General features: G+C 62.4%; 19 protein-coding genes and 1 tRNA gene. All 20 read right to left on the bottom strand.

Annotated features, from left to right (window positions below):
* Positions 1–114 precede the first annotated feature (114 nt).
* The 20 genes from lpxI to HY737_02775 all read right to left on the bottom strand — a co-directional run bounded on the left by lpxI (position 115) and on the right by HY737_02775 (position 15,593).
* On the bottom strand, positions 115–927 hold the full coding sequence (gene lpxI / locus HY737_02870) for a UDP-2,3-diacylglucosamine diphosphatase LpxI (GenBank protein MBI4597328.1): 813 nt from the start codon (positions 925–927) through the stop codon (positions 115–117).
* Between the two features lie 35 nt (positions 928–962).
* Entirely contained in the window at positions 963–1,775 is an 813-nt protein-coding gene (lpxA, locus tag HY737_02865) for an acyl-ACP--UDP-N-acetylglucosamine O-acyltransferase (protein MBI4597327.1), read from the bottom strand.
* Positions 1,776–3,092: a UDP-3-O-[3-hydroxymyristoyl] N-acetylglucosamine deacetylase gene (lpxC, locus tag HY737_02860; GenBank protein ID MBI4597326.1), complete on the bottom strand. Its 1,317-nt coding sequence runs from the start codon at positions 3,090–3,092 to the stop codon at positions 1,776–1,778. It abuts the gene before it with no gap.
* Between the two features lie 40 nt (positions 3,093–3,132).
* Entirely contained in the window at positions 3,133–3,675 is a 543-nt protein-coding gene (locus tag HY737_02855) for an OmpH family outer membrane protein (GenBank protein ID MBI4597325.1), read from the bottom strand.
* A 27-nt stretch (positions 3,676–3,702) separates the two neighbouring features.
* On the bottom strand, positions 3,703–6,015 hold the full coding sequence (bamA, locus tag HY737_02850) for an outer membrane protein assembly factor BamA (GenBank protein MBI4597324.1): 2,313 nt from the start codon (positions 6,013–6,015) through the stop codon (positions 3,703–3,705).
* Complete coding sequence (gene dnaB / locus HY737_02845; protein ID MBI4597323.1) at positions 6,012–7,355, bottom strand: replicative DNA helicase; 1,344 nt, start codon at positions 7,353–7,355, stop codon at positions 6,012–6,014. Before dnaB ends, bamA begins: the two co-directional genes overlap by 4 nt.
* A gap of 22 nt (positions 7,356–7,377) precedes the next feature.
* Entirely contained in the window at positions 7,378–7,821 is a 444-nt protein-coding gene (locus tag HY737_02840; GenBank protein MBI4597322.1) for a 50S ribosomal protein L9, read from the bottom strand.
* Between the two features lie 17 nt (positions 7,822–7,838).
* Positions 7,839–8,066, bottom strand: a complete 228-nt coding sequence (locus tag HY737_02835) for a 30S ribosomal protein S18 (protein ID MBI4597321.1) — start codon at positions 8,064–8,066, stop codon at positions 7,839–7,841.
* Between the two features lie 31 nt (positions 8,067–8,097).
* A complete protein-coding gene (locus tag HY737_02830) occupies positions 8,098–8,535 on the bottom strand; it encodes a single-stranded DNA-binding protein (GenBank protein MBI4597320.1) in 438 nt (145 codons plus the stop codon).
* Positions 8,536–8,537: 2 nt separating this feature from the next.
* The gene (gene rpsF / locus HY737_02825; GenBank protein MBI4597319.1) at positions 8,538–8,927 is read right to left on the bottom strand and encodes a 30S ribosomal protein S6; all 390 of its coding nucleotides are present in this window, start codon (positions 8,925–8,927) and stop codon (positions 8,538–8,540) included.
* On the bottom strand, positions 8,924–9,511 hold the full coding sequence (locus tag HY737_02820; GenBank protein ID MBI4597318.1) for an aminoacyl-tRNA hydrolase: 588 nt from the start codon (positions 9,509–9,511) through the stop codon (positions 8,924–8,926). The genes rpsF and HY737_02820 overlap by 4 nt, the downstream gene beginning before the upstream one ends.
* Positions 9,508–10,236, bottom strand: a complete 729-nt coding sequence (locus tag HY737_02815) for a 50S ribosomal protein L25 (protein MBI4597317.1) — start codon at positions 10,234–10,236, stop codon at positions 9,508–9,510. Before HY737_02815 ends, HY737_02820 begins: the two co-directional genes overlap by 4 nt.
* 15 nt (positions 10,237–10,251) lie before the next feature.
* The gene (locus HY737_02810; protein MBI4597316.1) at positions 10,252–11,220 is read right to left on the bottom strand and encodes a ribose-phosphate pyrophosphokinase; all 969 of its coding nucleotides are present in this window, start codon (positions 11,218–11,220) and stop codon (positions 10,252–10,254) included.
* A gap of 4 nt (positions 11,221–11,224) precedes the next feature.
* On the bottom strand, positions 11,225–12,703 hold the full coding sequence (locus HY737_02805) for an NTP transferase domain-containing protein (protein ID MBI4597315.1): 1,479 nt from the start codon (positions 12,701–12,703) through the stop codon (positions 11,225–11,227).
* A gap of 42 nt (positions 12,704–12,745) precedes the next feature.
* A tRNA-Gln gene (locus HY737_02800) sits at positions 12,746–12,816 on the bottom strand.
* 8 nt (positions 12,817–12,824) lie between these two features.
* Positions 12,825–13,697, bottom strand: coding sequence for a 4-(cytidine 5'-diphospho)-2-C-methyl-D-erythritol kinase (locus HY737_02795; protein ID MBI4597314.1), 873 nt, complete (start codon positions 13,695–13,697; stop codon positions 12,825–12,827).
* A 16-nt stretch (positions 13,698–13,713) separates the two neighbouring features.
* Positions 13,714–14,367, bottom strand: coding sequence for a nucleotidyl transferase AbiEii/AbiGii toxin family protein (locus HY737_02790; protein ID MBI4597313.1), 654 nt, complete (start codon positions 14,365–14,367; stop codon positions 13,714–13,716).
* Positions 14,340–14,774: a hypothetical protein gene (locus HY737_02785; protein MBI4597312.1), complete on the bottom strand. Its 435-nt coding sequence runs from the start codon at positions 14,772–14,774 to the stop codon at positions 14,340–14,342. Before HY737_02785 ends, HY737_02790 begins: the two co-directional genes overlap by 28 nt.
* A gap of 39 nt (positions 14,775–14,813) precedes the next feature.
* Positions 14,814–15,380 (bottom strand): nucleotidyltransferase, encoded by a 567-nt coding sequence (locus HY737_02780; protein MBI4597311.1) that lies wholly within the window; start codon positions 15,378–15,380, stop codon positions 14,814–14,816.
* A gap of 63 nt (positions 15,381–15,443) precedes the next feature.
* On the bottom strand, positions 15,444–15,593 hold the full coding sequence (locus HY737_02775; GenBank protein ID MBI4597310.1) for a hypothetical protein: 150 nt from the start codon (positions 15,591–15,593) through the stop codon (positions 15,444–15,446).
* Between the last annotated feature and the right edge of the window lie 21 nt (positions 15,594–15,614).

The following is a 15,614-nucleotide window of genomic DNA, read 5'->3' as shown; positions in this document are numbered from 1 at the left end:
CCTCCGAGGGGACTCCGCGATGGGAGTCAGGGAACGGTCGCAACGCCTCAGGGCGTTCACGACCGATCGCATGGGTCGGAGTTTGGGTGTTGCAGAGCGTTTTCATAAGTGGGATCATCGCAGGCCAACGAGGCACAGGCCGGCCTCGGTGGCCGCTTGCACGATCGCGGCGCGATCCAGCATGAGGGTCGTGCGGGCTTCGACCGCAAGACACGCAGCACTCGCCTCGCGCAGGGTCGCAATCGTCATCGGCCCGATCACGGGAAGATCGAAGCGCCGGTCTTGCTTCTTGGAGCCGGTTTTCACGACGACACATCCGGCTCCGGCGAGGCCATGGGCGCGGAGGATCGCCGCATCCGTCCCCTCGAGGGCTTCCACCGCCACGATGACGCCGGATTTGACCACAACCGTTTGCCCCACATCCAATGCCGCCATGGCGCGGGCCGCCTCCGCCCCGAGGCGGATATCGCGCTCTTCATCCGCCGTGGGGCGCCGCTTCGTCAGCACGCCTACCGGACAGAGGCTGTCGCTCAACAAGGCTGAGGAATCCATCAGCGTCATCCCTTCGCGCGCCAGCCTCTTGCCGACGGCACCCAGCAACGCGTTTGCCGACATGTTGCCGCCGGCGCGGATGATGATGGCGAGCGCCTCGGCGTCAAAGCGGTCTTTCGCCTTCACCAAGACCTCTTTGGTCACTTTCCCGGCCATGATGACGTGCCGCACCTGATGCGCCTTGAGCCGTTCGATCAGCCGTTTCAGTTGGCCGATGGGCAGCTCCTCGTAGGCCTCGACGTGGCTGGCGAAGGCGGGATCAACCCATCCCTCAATGCCGATGCCGACCACCGCAGCACCCTGGCGCTTGGCTTCTTCGGCCACATGGATGGGAAACTGCCCTGCCCCAGCGATAATACCAATGGGTGAATGCATGTACGGATGCTGATGGCCGCTGATGGCTACGCCGGTTACGCGCGGCAGACGCCGCGCGTGGAGTCGCGGATAAAGGCGAGCAAGTGGTGGATCTCCGGGCAGCTGTCGGCTTCCTCCGCCACCTGCTGCACGGCATGGCTCATGGAGAGCTTGGAATGAAAGAGCACGCGAAAGGCATGATGCAGCCGGTCTTTGACATCGGTGGAGAGGCCGGCGCGCCGCAGCCCCTCGATATTCACGCCGAAGACTTTCGCCGGATAGCCCACGCACGTGGCATACGGCGGCACATCCTGGGCCACGCGGGAGCAGCCGCCGATAAACGCCAGGGTGCCGACCCGCACAAACTGATGGATCCCCACCAATCCGCCGATGGTGGCCCGATCTTCCACGACAATGTGGCCGGCGAGTGCCGCGCTATTCGCCATGACGACCTGGTTGCCGATGGCGCAATCATGCGCGACGTGCGAATACGCCATGAGGAGACAGTCGGAGCCGATGACCGTTTTCCCCCCGCCGCCAGTGGTGCCGGGATTGATCGTGACATACTCGCGGATTTTGTTCCGATCGCCGATGATGAGCCGGCTGCGCTCGCCGCGGTATTTCAGATCCTGCGGAATGCTGCCGATCACCGCTCCGGTGAAAATTTCGCACTCCTGCCCGATGGTCGTCTCGCCCTCGATGACGCCGTGCGCGCCCACCACCGTCCGATCGCCGATGGCCACGCGCGCGCCGATCACTGTATAGGGCCCGATGGCCGCCCCGCGGCCGAGCCTCGCCTTCGGATGGACGATCGCCGTCGGGTGCACGGTGGTCCCAGCGCGCCGCCGGAGAGCGGAGGACGCGGCCATTTATTCGCTCAAAGCAAAGAGCATCTCGCCCTCGCAGACCACTTTGCCATCGACCAAGACGCGGCCGAGCACCTGCCCGGTCCGCGAACGGAGTTTGCCTAGCTCGGCCTCAATGACCAGCACGTCCCCCGGCACGACCGGCTTGCGGAATTTCACACGATCCACCGCCATGAAGTAGGCGAATTTGCCTTTATGCTCCGCCTTATTGAGGATGATGATGCCGCCCACCTGGGCCATCGCTTCCACCATCAGCACCCCCGGCATGACCGGGCGGTCGGGAAAATGGCCGCGGAAAAAATAATCATTGATCGTCACGCATTTGATTCCGACGGCGCGGGTTTCGGTGAGTTCGATGACCCGGTCGACGAGCAAGAACGGATATCGGTGCGGCAGGATCTTTTGGATCTGGGTGATGTCCAGCTGCGGCCCCACCATGACATCCGTCGTCGCGGATTGCAGCGACCCCAGCTTCCATTGCTCCAGCGCCTGGTCCAGCTTCTTGATGAGCTTGACGTTGAGGGCGTGGCCGCTCTTGACCGCGATGACATGCGCGCGCAGCGGCGCGCCCAGCAGATAGAGATCGCCGAGGAGATCCAGGATTTTATGCCGCGCGAATTCGTCGTCGAATCGCAGCGTATTGTTGATGACCCCCGCCTCGCCCACGATGAGCGTGTTGTCATAATTCGCTCCCTTGCCCAAGCCGGCGGCGCGCAGCTGCTCGGCTTCCTCTTTCAGGCAGAAGGTGCGGGCGGGCGCGATCGCCTCGGCAAACGGCGCGCCGTCAGCGGCCGCAAATGAGACGAATTGCGATTTGAGCTGCGGATGCGGGTAGCTCAACAGATACGAAATCCGAAGATCCGGCGCGGGAAAGACGCCGATCGACGAACCATCCTCTTCGACGCACACCGGATCGCGCAACGAGACATAGCGGCGCGAGGCCTCCTGGGCCATGACACCGGCGGCCGCCAGATGCCGGAGGAATTCCGCCGCCGATCCGTCCAGCCCCGGCATCTCGTGGCCGCTGACTTCCACATAGGCATTATCGATGCCGAGCCCCCACAAAGACGCCATGAAGTGCTCCACCGTTTGGATCTCAACGCCGTCCTTGGACACGGTGGTCCGCCGGATGCTGCGATTGAGGCTCACGTGGGCCGAACGCACCGGGATCGCGGGGCGATGCGGCAGATCGGTGCGCACAAACACGATGCCCACGCTTGCCGGTGCGGGCAGCACGCGCACCGACACCGGCAGCCCGGTGTGGATGCCCACGCCGTTGAAGAAGACATCTTTGGCAATGGTGCGCTGCGGTTCACTCATTGTGATAGCGATGACCGCCGTTGAATCCCTGCCATCATTCTTATGGGGCTTTGGGTGTTGGCGAAGGTTTGCCAGTCTTCCCGTTGAGGGCGGTGAGCACGGCATCGGTCACATCGTACGTCGGCATCCCATAGAGCAATGAGCGATCGTCCACGATGAGCGAAAATCCGTTGGCTTTCGCATACTCCTCGATGCCCTTTTGGATCTCCTGCAGAATGTCCTTGGCAATGCGATCGCGCTCTTGGCTGAGGTCGCGCGCCGTGTTCTTCCGGAACAGCTGCAGCTCGTCGGATTTCTGAGAAATCTGTCGGGACTTGGCTTCCCGCACCTCATCGTTCAACAGCTCAAGGCCCTCGCGCATCTTCTTGAGCTCCGTGAGCTTGGTTTCCATTTCGGCCTCTTTCTGCTTGCCCTTTCGCTCCAGCACGGCGTCCGAGGCCTTGGTCCGATCATAGCTATCAAACACCTTGGCAAGATTGACGTAGCCGATTTTCAACTCGGCGGCTTCCACGAACGAGACGCCAGACACCATAGGACCGCAAATAGCAGATAGCAGATAGCAGATAGCAACAGACGTCTTCATGCGCGTATCGACTCCTCCAGTTGCATGTCAAAACGAACGGCTGATGTTGAAGTGAAATCGCGGGCGCCGTTTTTCCTGATCATCCTGCCGCGTCACCGGATACCCCAGATCCAATCGCAGCGGCCCAATCGGCGTATTGACCCGCGCGCCGATCCCGATACCCGACTTGAGCGACTCTCCAAAATCCGACACGCGCCGCCAGACGTCTCCGACGTCGTAGAACACCGAGCCGCGCAAAATCGGCCGGCCCCGCTCATCCTTCGCCAGCGTCATGACTTCTTCAACCGTCCCAACGAACATCGCCTCGCCGCCCGTGGGATCGTTGGAGATCGGATCGCGCGGGCCCACGCGGCGCTCGCGGAAGCCGCGGATCGTGCCGCTGCCGCCGCCGAAAAACCGCTCGAAGATGGGGACCTCGTCCGAATCGCCGTAGGCCTCCACCATCCCCGCCTTCGCCCGCGATTCGAGCACGAACCGGTTGAAATGCGGCCAGTAATAGCTGGCCCCGCCCTGCAGACGGTAAAAATCCCGCTGGCCGCCGATGAATCCACCGGCCAAATTCGTCGATCCGAAGAGCACATAGCCTTTCGTCGGGTCGAATTTATTGTCGCGGCCATCCATGGTGACAGACAGCCCGAGCACGCTGACCGTGCTTTTGCCCTGCTCCGCTTTGAGGGCGCTGGATGCGCTCTCATCCACGTCGGAAATGGCGGTCCGAAACAGCTGATAATCGACGTTCACGCGGACCAGATCCAGAAACTCCTTGCCGAAGCGCAGCCCCCCGCCGCGCTGCTCCTGCTCGAACGCCCATCCCAGATTGCGATTCTTCAAGAAGGTGCGGTTATACAGATCGACCCCGGCCGACACCGGGTAGCCAAAGATCCATGGCTCGGTAAAGGAGATATCGAAGAACCTGCGCACGCTGCCGATCTCAACGCGCGCTCTCAAATCCTGTCCAGCGCCGGTAAACTGCGGGATATTCCGCCAGTCGAAATTGCGCTGCTCCACTTCCACCATCCCGATCAACCGGTCGACCGAAGAAAACCCCCCGCCGAAGCTGAAGCTGCCGGTCTTGGATTCCTTCACCTTCACGATGAGATCTTCCTTCTCCGCCGTCGCGGTCGGTTCGGTATCGACGTTCACCTCTTCAAAGAACCCCAGGTTGTACAGCCGCTCGATGGATTTGCGGATCTTCGCCCCCTGGAACGGCTCGCCGGGATAGACGCGCAGCTCGCGGCGCACCACGACATCTTTCGTCTGCAGGTTGCCTTGCACCTCGATGCGGTTGATGGAGACGAGCTCCTGCTCCGCGATGCGGTACGTGACGTTCACCCGCTTGGTGGCCTCATCCAATTGCGGATCAGGCGTGACCATCGCGTGGATATACCCTCGGTCCCCGTAATACTGCTTGATGGCCCGCAAATCCTCTTGCAGCGCCTCATCATTGAAGACCGCGCCGGGCTTCAAGCGAATCACCTGGCGGATCTCGCGCTCGGGAAACAGCACGGCGCCATCGACCACAGCGCTCCCCACCCGATGCTGGAGGCCCTCCGTCAGCATGAAGCGGACGATGAGCCCGCGGCCCGAGGGATCGCGCGCGACCTCATGGGCCGCCTCGATATCCGCGTATCCGTGTTTCCGGTAGAAGGCCTTGATGCGCTCCAGATCTTCGGCCAGCACGGGCTCGGCGTACGCCCCGGAGCGGAACCAGCGTTTGGGCTTGGTCTTGAGCAGCCCGCGGATCTTCCGATCGGCGAACGCCTGATTGCCCTCGATGAAGACGTCCCGAATCCGCAGCTGCGGCCCCTCATCCACCAGGACATAGAGGGTGGCCGTGTTGTCCGCCTCATGGGGTTCGGTGCGCGTGGCGATCTCCACATTGGAGAAGCCTTTCCTGGCATACTCGGCTTTCACCTGATCCACGCCTTCCTTGATTTTGCGCGGATCGTAGAGGTCGCCAGGCCGGATGCCGAATACCTCGAGGAGTTTTTTCTTCGCCAGCGCCCGATGGCCCTGCACGTCGATGGCGGACACGGCGGGTTTTTCCGCCACCGTGAACACGAGCTTCAGGCCCTCCGCCACCTCCTCGATATCGGCCTTGACATTCGTGAAGTAGCCGAGGGCGAAGATGCGCCGGATGTCTTCGCTGACCACGCGATCGAGATACGCGCTGCCCGGCTTCGTCTGCGCGCGGGCCAGGATCGTTTCCTTGGCAATCGTCTTCGCGCCGCTGACATCGACCTGAATGATCCGTTTGTCGGCGGCGTCTTGCGCCCAGCAGGGCGCGGCCAGCAGCCCCCCCGCCAGCAGACCGGCCCAGAGCACCCCGCGAGCGCTCATGCGGCGCGGGCCAGGGCTTCGAACCGCGTGTATTCGTTGATGAACGCCAATTTCACCGTCCCCGTGGGGCCGTTGCGCTGCTTCGCGATAATCACTTCCGCAATGCCCTTATTCTCTTCCGTGGGCTGGTAGTAATCCTCGCGGAAGAGCATCAAGACGACATCCGCATCCTGCTCGATGGCCCCGGATTCCCGCAGATCAGAGAGCCGCGGCCGGAACGACTCCCGGCGCTCCGGGGCGCGCGAGAGCTGGCTGACCGCGATCACCGGAACATTCAACTCGCGAGCCAGCGCCTTCATGCCGCGCGAGATCACCGAAATTTCCTGCTGCCGATTCTCGGTCGCCACGGACTCATCCATCAGCTGCAAGTAGTCGAGGATCACGAGCCCGATGCCGTGCCGGCTCTTAAGGCGCCGCGCCTTCGCCCGCAGCTCCAGCACGGAAATCCCCGGCGAATCATCGATGAAGATCGGCGCGTCGGAGAGCTTGCCGGCGGCCTTCGTCAGATTGGGCCAGTCGCTGGCGGAGAGCATCCCCGAGCGCACATTGTGCGCGTTGATGCGCGCGTGCGAGCAGAGCATGCGCTGCACGATATTTTCCTTGGACATTTCCGGGCTGAAGATGGCGACCCCGACGTGATGCTGGAGTGCCACATGCTCAGCCACGCAGAGCGAAAAGCTGCTCTTGCCCATGGCCGGGCGGCCCGCCACCACGATCAAGTCGGCCGGCTGCAAGCCGGCGAGCTGCTGATCCAGCTCCAGGAAACCCGTGGGCAGCCCGGTGATCATGCCCTTGCGCTGATAGAGCGTGTCGATCATTTCAATGGAGCTTTTGATGATGTCTTTCATCGCCACCGCGTCGCGTTTGAGCTTCTGCGACGCAATGTCAAAGATCATCGTTTCCGCGCGATCCAACAGCGCATCCGGCTCGATCGCCTCGCGGTAGGAGTCGGCGGCGATCTGGGTGGCCACGCGGATGAGCTCGCGGAGGATGGCTTTTTGCTTGACGATGCGGCAATAATGCTCGGCGTTGGCCGCCGTGGGCACGACGGTGGTTAAGGTCGCCAGGTAGCTGGGTCCGCCGACGTCCTCGAGCTGATTGCGCTTGCGCAGCTCATCCGTCACCGTCACCAAATCGACGGGGACGCTGGCGCGATAGAGGCTCACGAGACTGCTGAAGATCTTCCGGTGGGCGGTGCTGTAGAAGGTGGCGTCTTCGAGCGCTTCAGCCGCTTGGACGACGGCCTCTTCTTCGATGAGCATGGCGCCCAACACCGCCTGCTCCGCATCGAGATTCTGCGGCGGCACGCGTTCAACCGTCGTGACTTCAGCAATATTCATGTCAACAAACGTGAAACGGGTGTTACGCTTTGACGACCCACACCTTCATGATCGCCGTCACGTCGGCATGCACGCGGACGGGCACCTCAAAAATCCCCAGCGCTTTGATCGGTTGCTCCAGGTGGACGGCGTGCTTCTCCACCGCGATCCCCTCGCCGGCCAGGGCGTCAACGATATCGTGCGTGGTGATCGCGCCGAAGGGCTTCTGATCTTCCCCGAGACTCAATTTCAGGGTCAGGGAGCGGCTTTCGATCTGGCGTTTCACGCGCTCAGCCTCTTCTGTGATCCGCGCAGATTTCCGCTCGCGCTGCCGCTGAGACGTTTCAATCGCTTTGAGCTGCTGGGGGGTCGCCGCGACGGCGAGGCCCCGCGGCAGCAGGAAATTTCTTGCGAAGCCCGGCTTCACCTTCACGACGGCACCCGCCGGGCCCAGCGCGTCCACGGCGTGCACTAACACCACATCCATCGAAACCTCGCTCGGTATTATAGCGTGGCGTACGGCAACAGCGCCATGAAGCGCGCGCGTTTAATCGCGCGCGTGAGCACGCGCTGGTGCTTGGCGCACGTGCCGGTCAGCCGGGAGGGGATGATCTTGCCGCGATCGGTCACGCAGCGGCCCAACCGCTCCAGATCCTTGTAATCAATGGCCTCAAGATGCTCCGCGCAGAACCGGCACGGCTTCTTCACAAACACCCGTTTGACAATCGCCATTATTCAACTCCACCCATGTGTGGTGCTTGCATTAAAACGGCACGTCGGCATCGGCGCTGGCCTCCGCCGCATCCAAGGCCGGCGCGGGCTCTTCCGCCGCTGCGGGACTCGCCTCGCCCTTGCCGGCTCCGCCGGATCCTGCCGGCCCTCCAAGAAACTGCACGCGATCCGCGCGCACTTCCATGGTCGAGCGGGTCTTGCCCTCCGCTTCCCAGCTGCGGTAGATGAGCCGTCCCTCCACGAACACGGAGCGCCCTTTCTTCAAATACTGATTGCACAGTTCGGCCTGTTTGCTCCAGACGACGATCGTGACAAAGCACGTCTCTTCTTTCCGCTGGCCGTCCTGGCCTTTAAACGAGGAGTTGACCGCCAGGCGCAGATTCGCCACCGGAGTGCCGCTGGGGATATACCGCAACTCGGGGTCTTTGGTCAGATTGCCGATCAACAACACGCGATTCAGGCTGGCCATCATCACACCTCGGAGGTTGCGGGGCCGCGTGACGAAGCGTAGCTGGACCGGGAACTCGCGGGCGTATACGTCGTGATGCCGTCGGCCGTCGCCCCCAGCTCTTCCGCATTGAGAATCATGAAGCGCACGACGGCGTCGTTGAGGCGATAGAGCCGCTCCAGGTCGGCGAGCCGCTCGGCTGGCAGGGAAAATCGCAGCAGGTGATAGTGCCCTTCGGCATGCCGGGCGATGCGAAACGCCAGGCGCCGCCGGCCGATGGGGTGGGAGGTCGCGATGGTGCCGCCTGATTTCTTAATGGGCTCTTCGAGCGCCGCGGCGCGCTTCGCGACGTCCTGCTCGCTGCCTGCGGTTTTTAAAATGACTAGGGCTTCATACGTGCCGGTTCTCATCATGTGGGTGCGTCCTGTGTTCGGTTATATCGATTCATCGCCGCCTCAAGGCCCTCCGTGGCCCATGCCTCCGCGGCTTCGGCCGCCTGCGCAATCGCCTGGTGCATGAGCGGCCGCTCCGCGCTCGTAAATTTCGAGAGGACGAACTCCGTCAGATCGCGCGGCAACGGATTGGCGGCCACGCCGATGCGCAGCCGAGGCACCGCCTCCGTCCCCAGCACGTCCAAACACGATTGCAGCCCGTGGTGGCCGCCGGCACCCCCCTCGGGCCGCAGCCGGATGGCCCCCAGCGGCAAATGCACATCGTCGCAGAGAATCAGGACGTCCTGCGCGCCAGCGGGAAGCTCGCGCAAGGCCTCGCCGGATTCATTCATCATCGTCAGGGGCATGAGCAGCCGCACGGTCTCCTGGCCGAGCGCGTAGTCGCCGTAGACTCCGGCCGGCCGGCCATCCAGCCGGCTCAGCACACGGGTGCCAATGGCCACCTGGTGGCGTTGCGCCAACCACTGAATCACGGCAAACCCGCTGTTGTGCCTGGTCTCGTTGTAGGTGTGGCCCGGATTGCCGAGCCCCACAAGGAGCTTCACGACTTTGGCTCTTTCTCTTTCTTGCCTTCGGCGGCTTCGGCTTTCTTGGCTTCGGCCGCGGCCGCTTCCGGCTCTTCTTTCTTCTCGCGGAGCACTTCAGGCTCCGTGGGCGCCGCCGCGGCTTCTTCGGCAGGCTTCTCTTCCTTCGGCTTCTGGATAGCCGCGACCGTCCCATCAGGATCCGCGATGATTTTCGCCCGCGCCGGCGGCGTGAGATCTCGGACATGCACCGTCTCGCCGATCTTCATCGCGCTGATATCCACGTCCACGCCGACGGGGATGTCGGTCGGCAGACATTCGACTTCGATCTCGCGGAGGAAGTGCTCCAACACTCCGCCCTCCTGCTTGACCCCGACCGCCTCTCCCTTGAGGATCACGGGCACCTTCACCTTTAATCGCTCGGTCAGCACAATCGTATGGAAATCCACGTGGACCGCGCGCCCGTCGATCGGGTCATGCTGCACGACATGGATGAGCGCGGGCTGCTCCCACGCCTTCTCCCCATCCACCCGCAGCGTGACCAGCGCATGCTCTCCGCCCTTCGCGTGCAACACCTTCACCAGCGCGCGCGCATTCACGCTGACGGAGACGGGCGCGGTCGTTTTGCCGTAGACCACGCCAGGCACCGCGCCCGCGGCGCGCAATCGCTTGACGGCGCGCGTGCCGATGGCGGTTCGTGGCTGCACCGTAAGTTCCAATTGCCCTGCCGCTGTGGCCTTCGCCATCTCGTGTTCCCTCGCTCAACTCATCATGCCGTCGAACAGGCTGCTGATAGATTCTTCAAAGTGGATGCGCCCAATCGCCTCGCTCAAGAGCGTCGCCACCGACAAGACGGTGATCTTGGCATGCCGCCGCTTGGACGGCAGCGGGATGGTGTCGGTGACGATGAGCTCCTTCAAACAGGATGTGCCGATGCGATCAATCGCCGGCCCGGAGAGGACCGGATGCGTCACGCAGGCATAGACGGCGGTCGCGCCGGCTCGCTTCACCGCCTCGGCCGCTTCCACCAGCGAGCTGCCGGTCGCAATCAGGTCGTCGACCAGAATGGCGGTTCTCCCCTGCACTTCGCCCAGCAAATGCATGACTTCGGTCGACTCCGGCGTGTCGCGCCGCTTATCGACGATCGCCAGATCCGCGTGCAGCCGCTTCGCGTAGCCGCGGGCCATCTTAATGCCCCCCACATCGGGGGACACCACCACGATGGACTTCAGGCGCTTCCGTCTGAGGTACTCCTCAAACACCGTCACCGCGTAGAGATGGTCGAGCGGAATGTCAAAGAATCCCTGGATCTGCCCGGCGTGCAGATCCATCGTCAGCACGCGATTCGCCCCGGCGGTCGTGATGAGATTCGCCACCAGCTTGGCGGTAATCGGCACGCGCGGCTGATCCTTGCGGTCCTGCCGGGCATAGCCGTAGTACGGCACCACCGCGGTGATGCGCTGGGCTGAGGCGCGCCGCAGCGCATCCAGAATGATCAGCAGCTCCATCAAATTTTCATTCGTCGGCGGGCACGTCGGCTGAATCACGAAGACGTCTTTGCCGCGCACGATTTCGTTGATCTTCACGCGGATCTCGCCTTCGCTGAATCGGCTCACGAGCGAATCCGACAGCGGCACGCCCAAGGCGCTGGCAATCGCCTTCGACAGCGACGGATTCGCATTGCCGGAGACGAGTGCCACACGCTGGGAGAGTTGCCGCCGTTTCGTCATCGTGTTATCGCCTCGCCAAGACCCGGCGCGCCGGGCGCTTTGCTGCGGGGCGTCTCGCTACCGTGCGCTTCGCTGCGGGGCGCCTCACCGCGGGCCGCGCTTTCTTCACCGAAGGACGGCGCGCGGGCCGGAGCGCCCTCTTGGCCGGCCGCTTGGCTTTCGCGGGAGCCCGGCGCAGGACCGGGCGCTTACCGGCCGCTGGATGGGGATGGCCATCGGTGCTAGCCGCTTTGGCCTGCTCGAACGGTTTAGCGGGAACACCGGCCACCACCCCTTTGGCCGGGACATCGTGCCCTTTGGTCACAACGCAGCCGGCCCCGGTGACGGCCCCGGGGCCGATCTTCACTGGGGCGATCAAGACCGTATCCGAACCGATGAAGGCGCCTTTGCCGATGTGTGTCGGGTGCTTCTCGCTGCCGTCGTAGTTGGCCGTCACCGTGCCAGCGCCGATATTGACATCGTCTTCCACCGTCGCATCGCCCAAATAGGTGACGTGGCCGATGCGCACCCGGTGGCCGACTTTGGCGCGGACCAGCTCGACAAAGTTGCCCACCCGCGACTCATCGGCGATGCTCACCCCGCTGCGCAACCGCGCAAACGGGCCGATGGAGCAGCGCTTGCCGATCGCCACACTCGTTTCAATCACGGTATAGGGATGCACCACGGTATCCGCCCCGATGGACACGCCTTGATCGATGAACGTGGAGCGCGGATCTTCGATGGTCACGCCATTGTTGAGGTGCATGTCGATGATGCGCTGCCGGATGACGCCGATCGCCCGGGCGAGCTCGGCCTTCGAGTTGATGCCCAGGGCTTCGGCGATTTCCTCGACGCGGGTGGCGTGAATCTTCGTCCCTTCTTGTTTGGCGATCGCGGAGATCGCCGTGGTCAGATACAGCTCGTGCTTCGAAGCGCTTGGCGTGATGGTGGCGAGGGCTTGCAGGAGGGCCTCGACCTTGCACACGAGCGGGCCGACGTTAATTTCGCGGATGGCGCGCTGGGCGGCGGCGGCTTCCGCCTCTTCGACGATGCCGACGATCTGCCCCTGCTCATTGCGGAGGATGCGGCCGTACCCGCTCGGATCGGCCAGATGCGCCGTCAGCAGTGTCGCGGTCGCCTCGGTTTTGAAGTGCGCCTCGATGAGCTTCTGAATCGTGCCGCGGCGCAGCAGCGGCGTATCCGCATACAGAATCAGCACGCTGCCATGGCTGCCGAGCGCTTTCTTCGCCGCCACCACGGCATCGCCGGTGCCCAGCCGCTTGGTTTGGATGACGACTTTGGCCTCTTTCGGCAGGTGCGGTTGCACGGCCTCAGCGCCAGCCCCCAAGATGATGATCGGCTGCTTCACCCCGGCGGAGGCCGCCAGATCCAACGCATACGCGATCATTGGCCGGCCGCAGATGCGGTGCAGCACCTTGGGCATATCCGACTTCATCCGCGTGCCTTCGCCTGCGGCTAAGATGATGGCCTGGAGTGTTCTCATTGCGGCGTCAAGTCCCTCCGTTTAGTCCCGGCTCTTCCAAAACTGGGGAGCCAGGATTCGAACCTGGACGTGGAGCTCCAAAGGCTCCTGTGCTGCCGTTACACTACTCCCCAATCGCCCATTACCGATCCGTCTGCACAAGCTCAATTCGCCATGACGAGGGAGTCGATGTTCGCAGCGTCGTCACCATCTCGTGCGCATGGGCGCGGTCGCGACACAGCCCGAAGACGGCAGGGCCGCTGCCTGAGAGTCGTGCGGCTAACACTCCACATGCGCGTAAGGTTTCCTGAATGTGTGGTATGACAGGACAACGCCGGATCGCGACAGGTTCCAGATCGTTCCAAAGTCCTGCGGCGAGCCCCGCGCTGGCGGGGCCGTTGCGTAAGGCGTGTGCGACTATGGTAATCGAGGCGGTTGGCGGTGTCAAGGGCAAATTCAATTCTTCGTAGATTTCTTTCGTCGACAATTGCGCATCCGGCACCACCAGCACCTGCGCAAGCGGCTGTCCTGGAATGGGTTCGCAGATTTCACCACGGCCGCGGCCGATGGCAAACGGTGTGTCATAGAGGAAGAAGGGCACGTCGGAGCCCAGCTGAGCCCCCAACTCTATCAACCGCTCCTTAGGCCAGAGCAAGTTCCAGAGGGTATTGAGCCCGCGCAAGGTCGTGGCCGCATCGGAGGAGCCGCCGCCTAAGCCGGCGGCGATCGGAATGCGCTTCGTCAGATGGATCCGCGCCCCTTGTCCCGCCCCGCTCTTCTGCTGAAGCAGGCGGGCGGCTTTGAGTACGAGGTTGTCGTCGCCGCAGGAAAGCGTGGGATCGGTGCACGTTAAGGAAAGGGTGGCGGCTGCCTCAAACGTCAGCTCATCCGCCAAATCAATCCGCTCAAAAATCGTCTCAAGTTCGTGGAATCCATCCGCCCGCTTGCCCACCACGCGCAGATACAGATTCAGTTTCGCTGGCGCTCGAAACCGTAACCGCGACTCATGACCCATGACGTATGACCCACGACTACGACGGCTTCAACGACATCACGATGCGTCGACGAAGTCCCTGATAAAATTTCACCAGCTCATCGAGCGACACGGGCACAATCATGCGGGGCAAGACGCGAAATGTTTCCACATCGCCGATGATGCGTGACCAGAGAAACGGATCGACCGAGGCATCTTTCTGTTTGGCCTTCTCCAGCCAGGCGAAGATGGCCTCCTTCGGCTTGTCCTTTAAGAGCACGTAGAGATCGACGTAGTCTTTCACATCCAGCCGACCCTGGATGGCCGTGATTTTATTCACCGTAATATTCTCCAGCGCGTCAATACGCCATGACCCATGCCGGCGTGGCGTCCCAAATCGTGCCGGCATATCCTGCACCAGATCAACCCGCAGTCCCTCGGCAAAGCGCAGGCGAATAAAGTGCGGCGCTCGTGATTCCACGGCGAATCCTAGACGCGGCTGCATAGCCTGCACCATTGGCCAGATCATGTCGAGTGGTGACTCGTTGGTAAAGAAATCTAGGTCATCCGAGTACCGGTGATACAGATAAAACGCCGCCAGGGCCGTGCCGCCGGTCAAATAAAAGTGGCGAGCAAACGTCCCCTCGGCAAAGACGGTGTCTAAGACCTGCCGCTGTAACGGCGTTAGGATTTTCGGGCGGGGCTGGTCCATAATTCCACTGCTTCCTGCCAATGGCGTTTGACCTTTTCGTCCATCCGCAAATGCGGCAGTGCGGCGCGCATCTGCTCAGGCGAGAGGTACTGAAAAATCTCCGGCGGGCGCAACCGCTCCAGCAGTCGGGCGATCAGCCATTTTTTCTGGGCAAACGGCGCATGATGCAACAGCTCCTGCACCTGCGCTTCGCTGAGATTATAGTCCCAAAGAAACCACGGCCGTTGCGACCCGCCACCCTGAACCGGGGTTAAGGGCAACGAGGTTTTGCTGCGGATAAACTCCATCGTCGCCACCCGCCCGAGGCTGGAGATCGACGCAAAGGCCGGATTGCGCTGCAGGTAGACCTTGAGTTCTTTCGCCTCCTGCGGCGTAAATCGTATGGTGGTCAGCGCGCTCTTCGCCATGCCTTAAGTGTATTCGATTCGAATACATAAATCAAGCCCTTAGCGCGACTCCCGGAAGCACCTCGCAAGAAATTCAACCATCTCCGGCCGATCGAGCGCTTTCGCCAGCTCCCCCACAATCCGATTCACGTATGGTCGGTCAAGCCGTGCTCGCTGCTGGTGAATAATCGCGCGCACGTCTTCTTGATCTTTCGGCCGCGCAGAGAGTACTTTATGAATCACCAGATCTTCGGGGCGGCAGACACGGACACGGATGCGTTGCCCGGTCACCTCCTCAATCGTCGCACGGGCAATCGCCTGATGCTCGTAGGGCAGCGTCGCCCAGATCAGGTCAATGCGGACACCGTCAGAGGTTTCCACAGGCAAGACGTGCGTGTCTTTCAGAAATGCAATGGGATTGCGGGGGATGATCCGAACGATGGAACGCAATTCTTTCATGAGCGAAGGCCATTGTGTTTCCTCGACAAGGAGCGATGCGTCCACATCCAGGGTCGAGCGCGGCTCGCCCCACACCAGGTTGGCGATACCTCCAATGATCATGTAGGGAATACGGTGCTCGTCTAAAAAGCGCGCGATCAGCGCGAGGGCGCGCTCAAGCGCAGTCATCCCACCCCCTGCGTGAGGCTGCCGAAGGCAGCCTGTTTCGCCTCGCTCGAATGTGGTTTCGCCTCATGTGAGGCGAAACGGGCCTGCGGCCCCCACGTTGGGGGTGATAGCATGAAAACGCTGGGTCGCTTGAACGCTGTCATACTGGCACCAACCGACAGGAGGTGCCGCGATGACATCCATCGCAGTGAACACGGTGATCGGGATGGACATTGGACTCCACCACTCCTGGTG

The organism is Candidatus Omnitrophota bacterium, assembly GCA_016209275.1.
Taxonomy (GTDB): Bacteria; Omnitrophota; Gorgyraeia; order Aquiviventales; family Aquiviventaceae; genus JACQWM01.
This window is presented reverse-complemented; position numbering and strand designations above follow the sequence as displayed.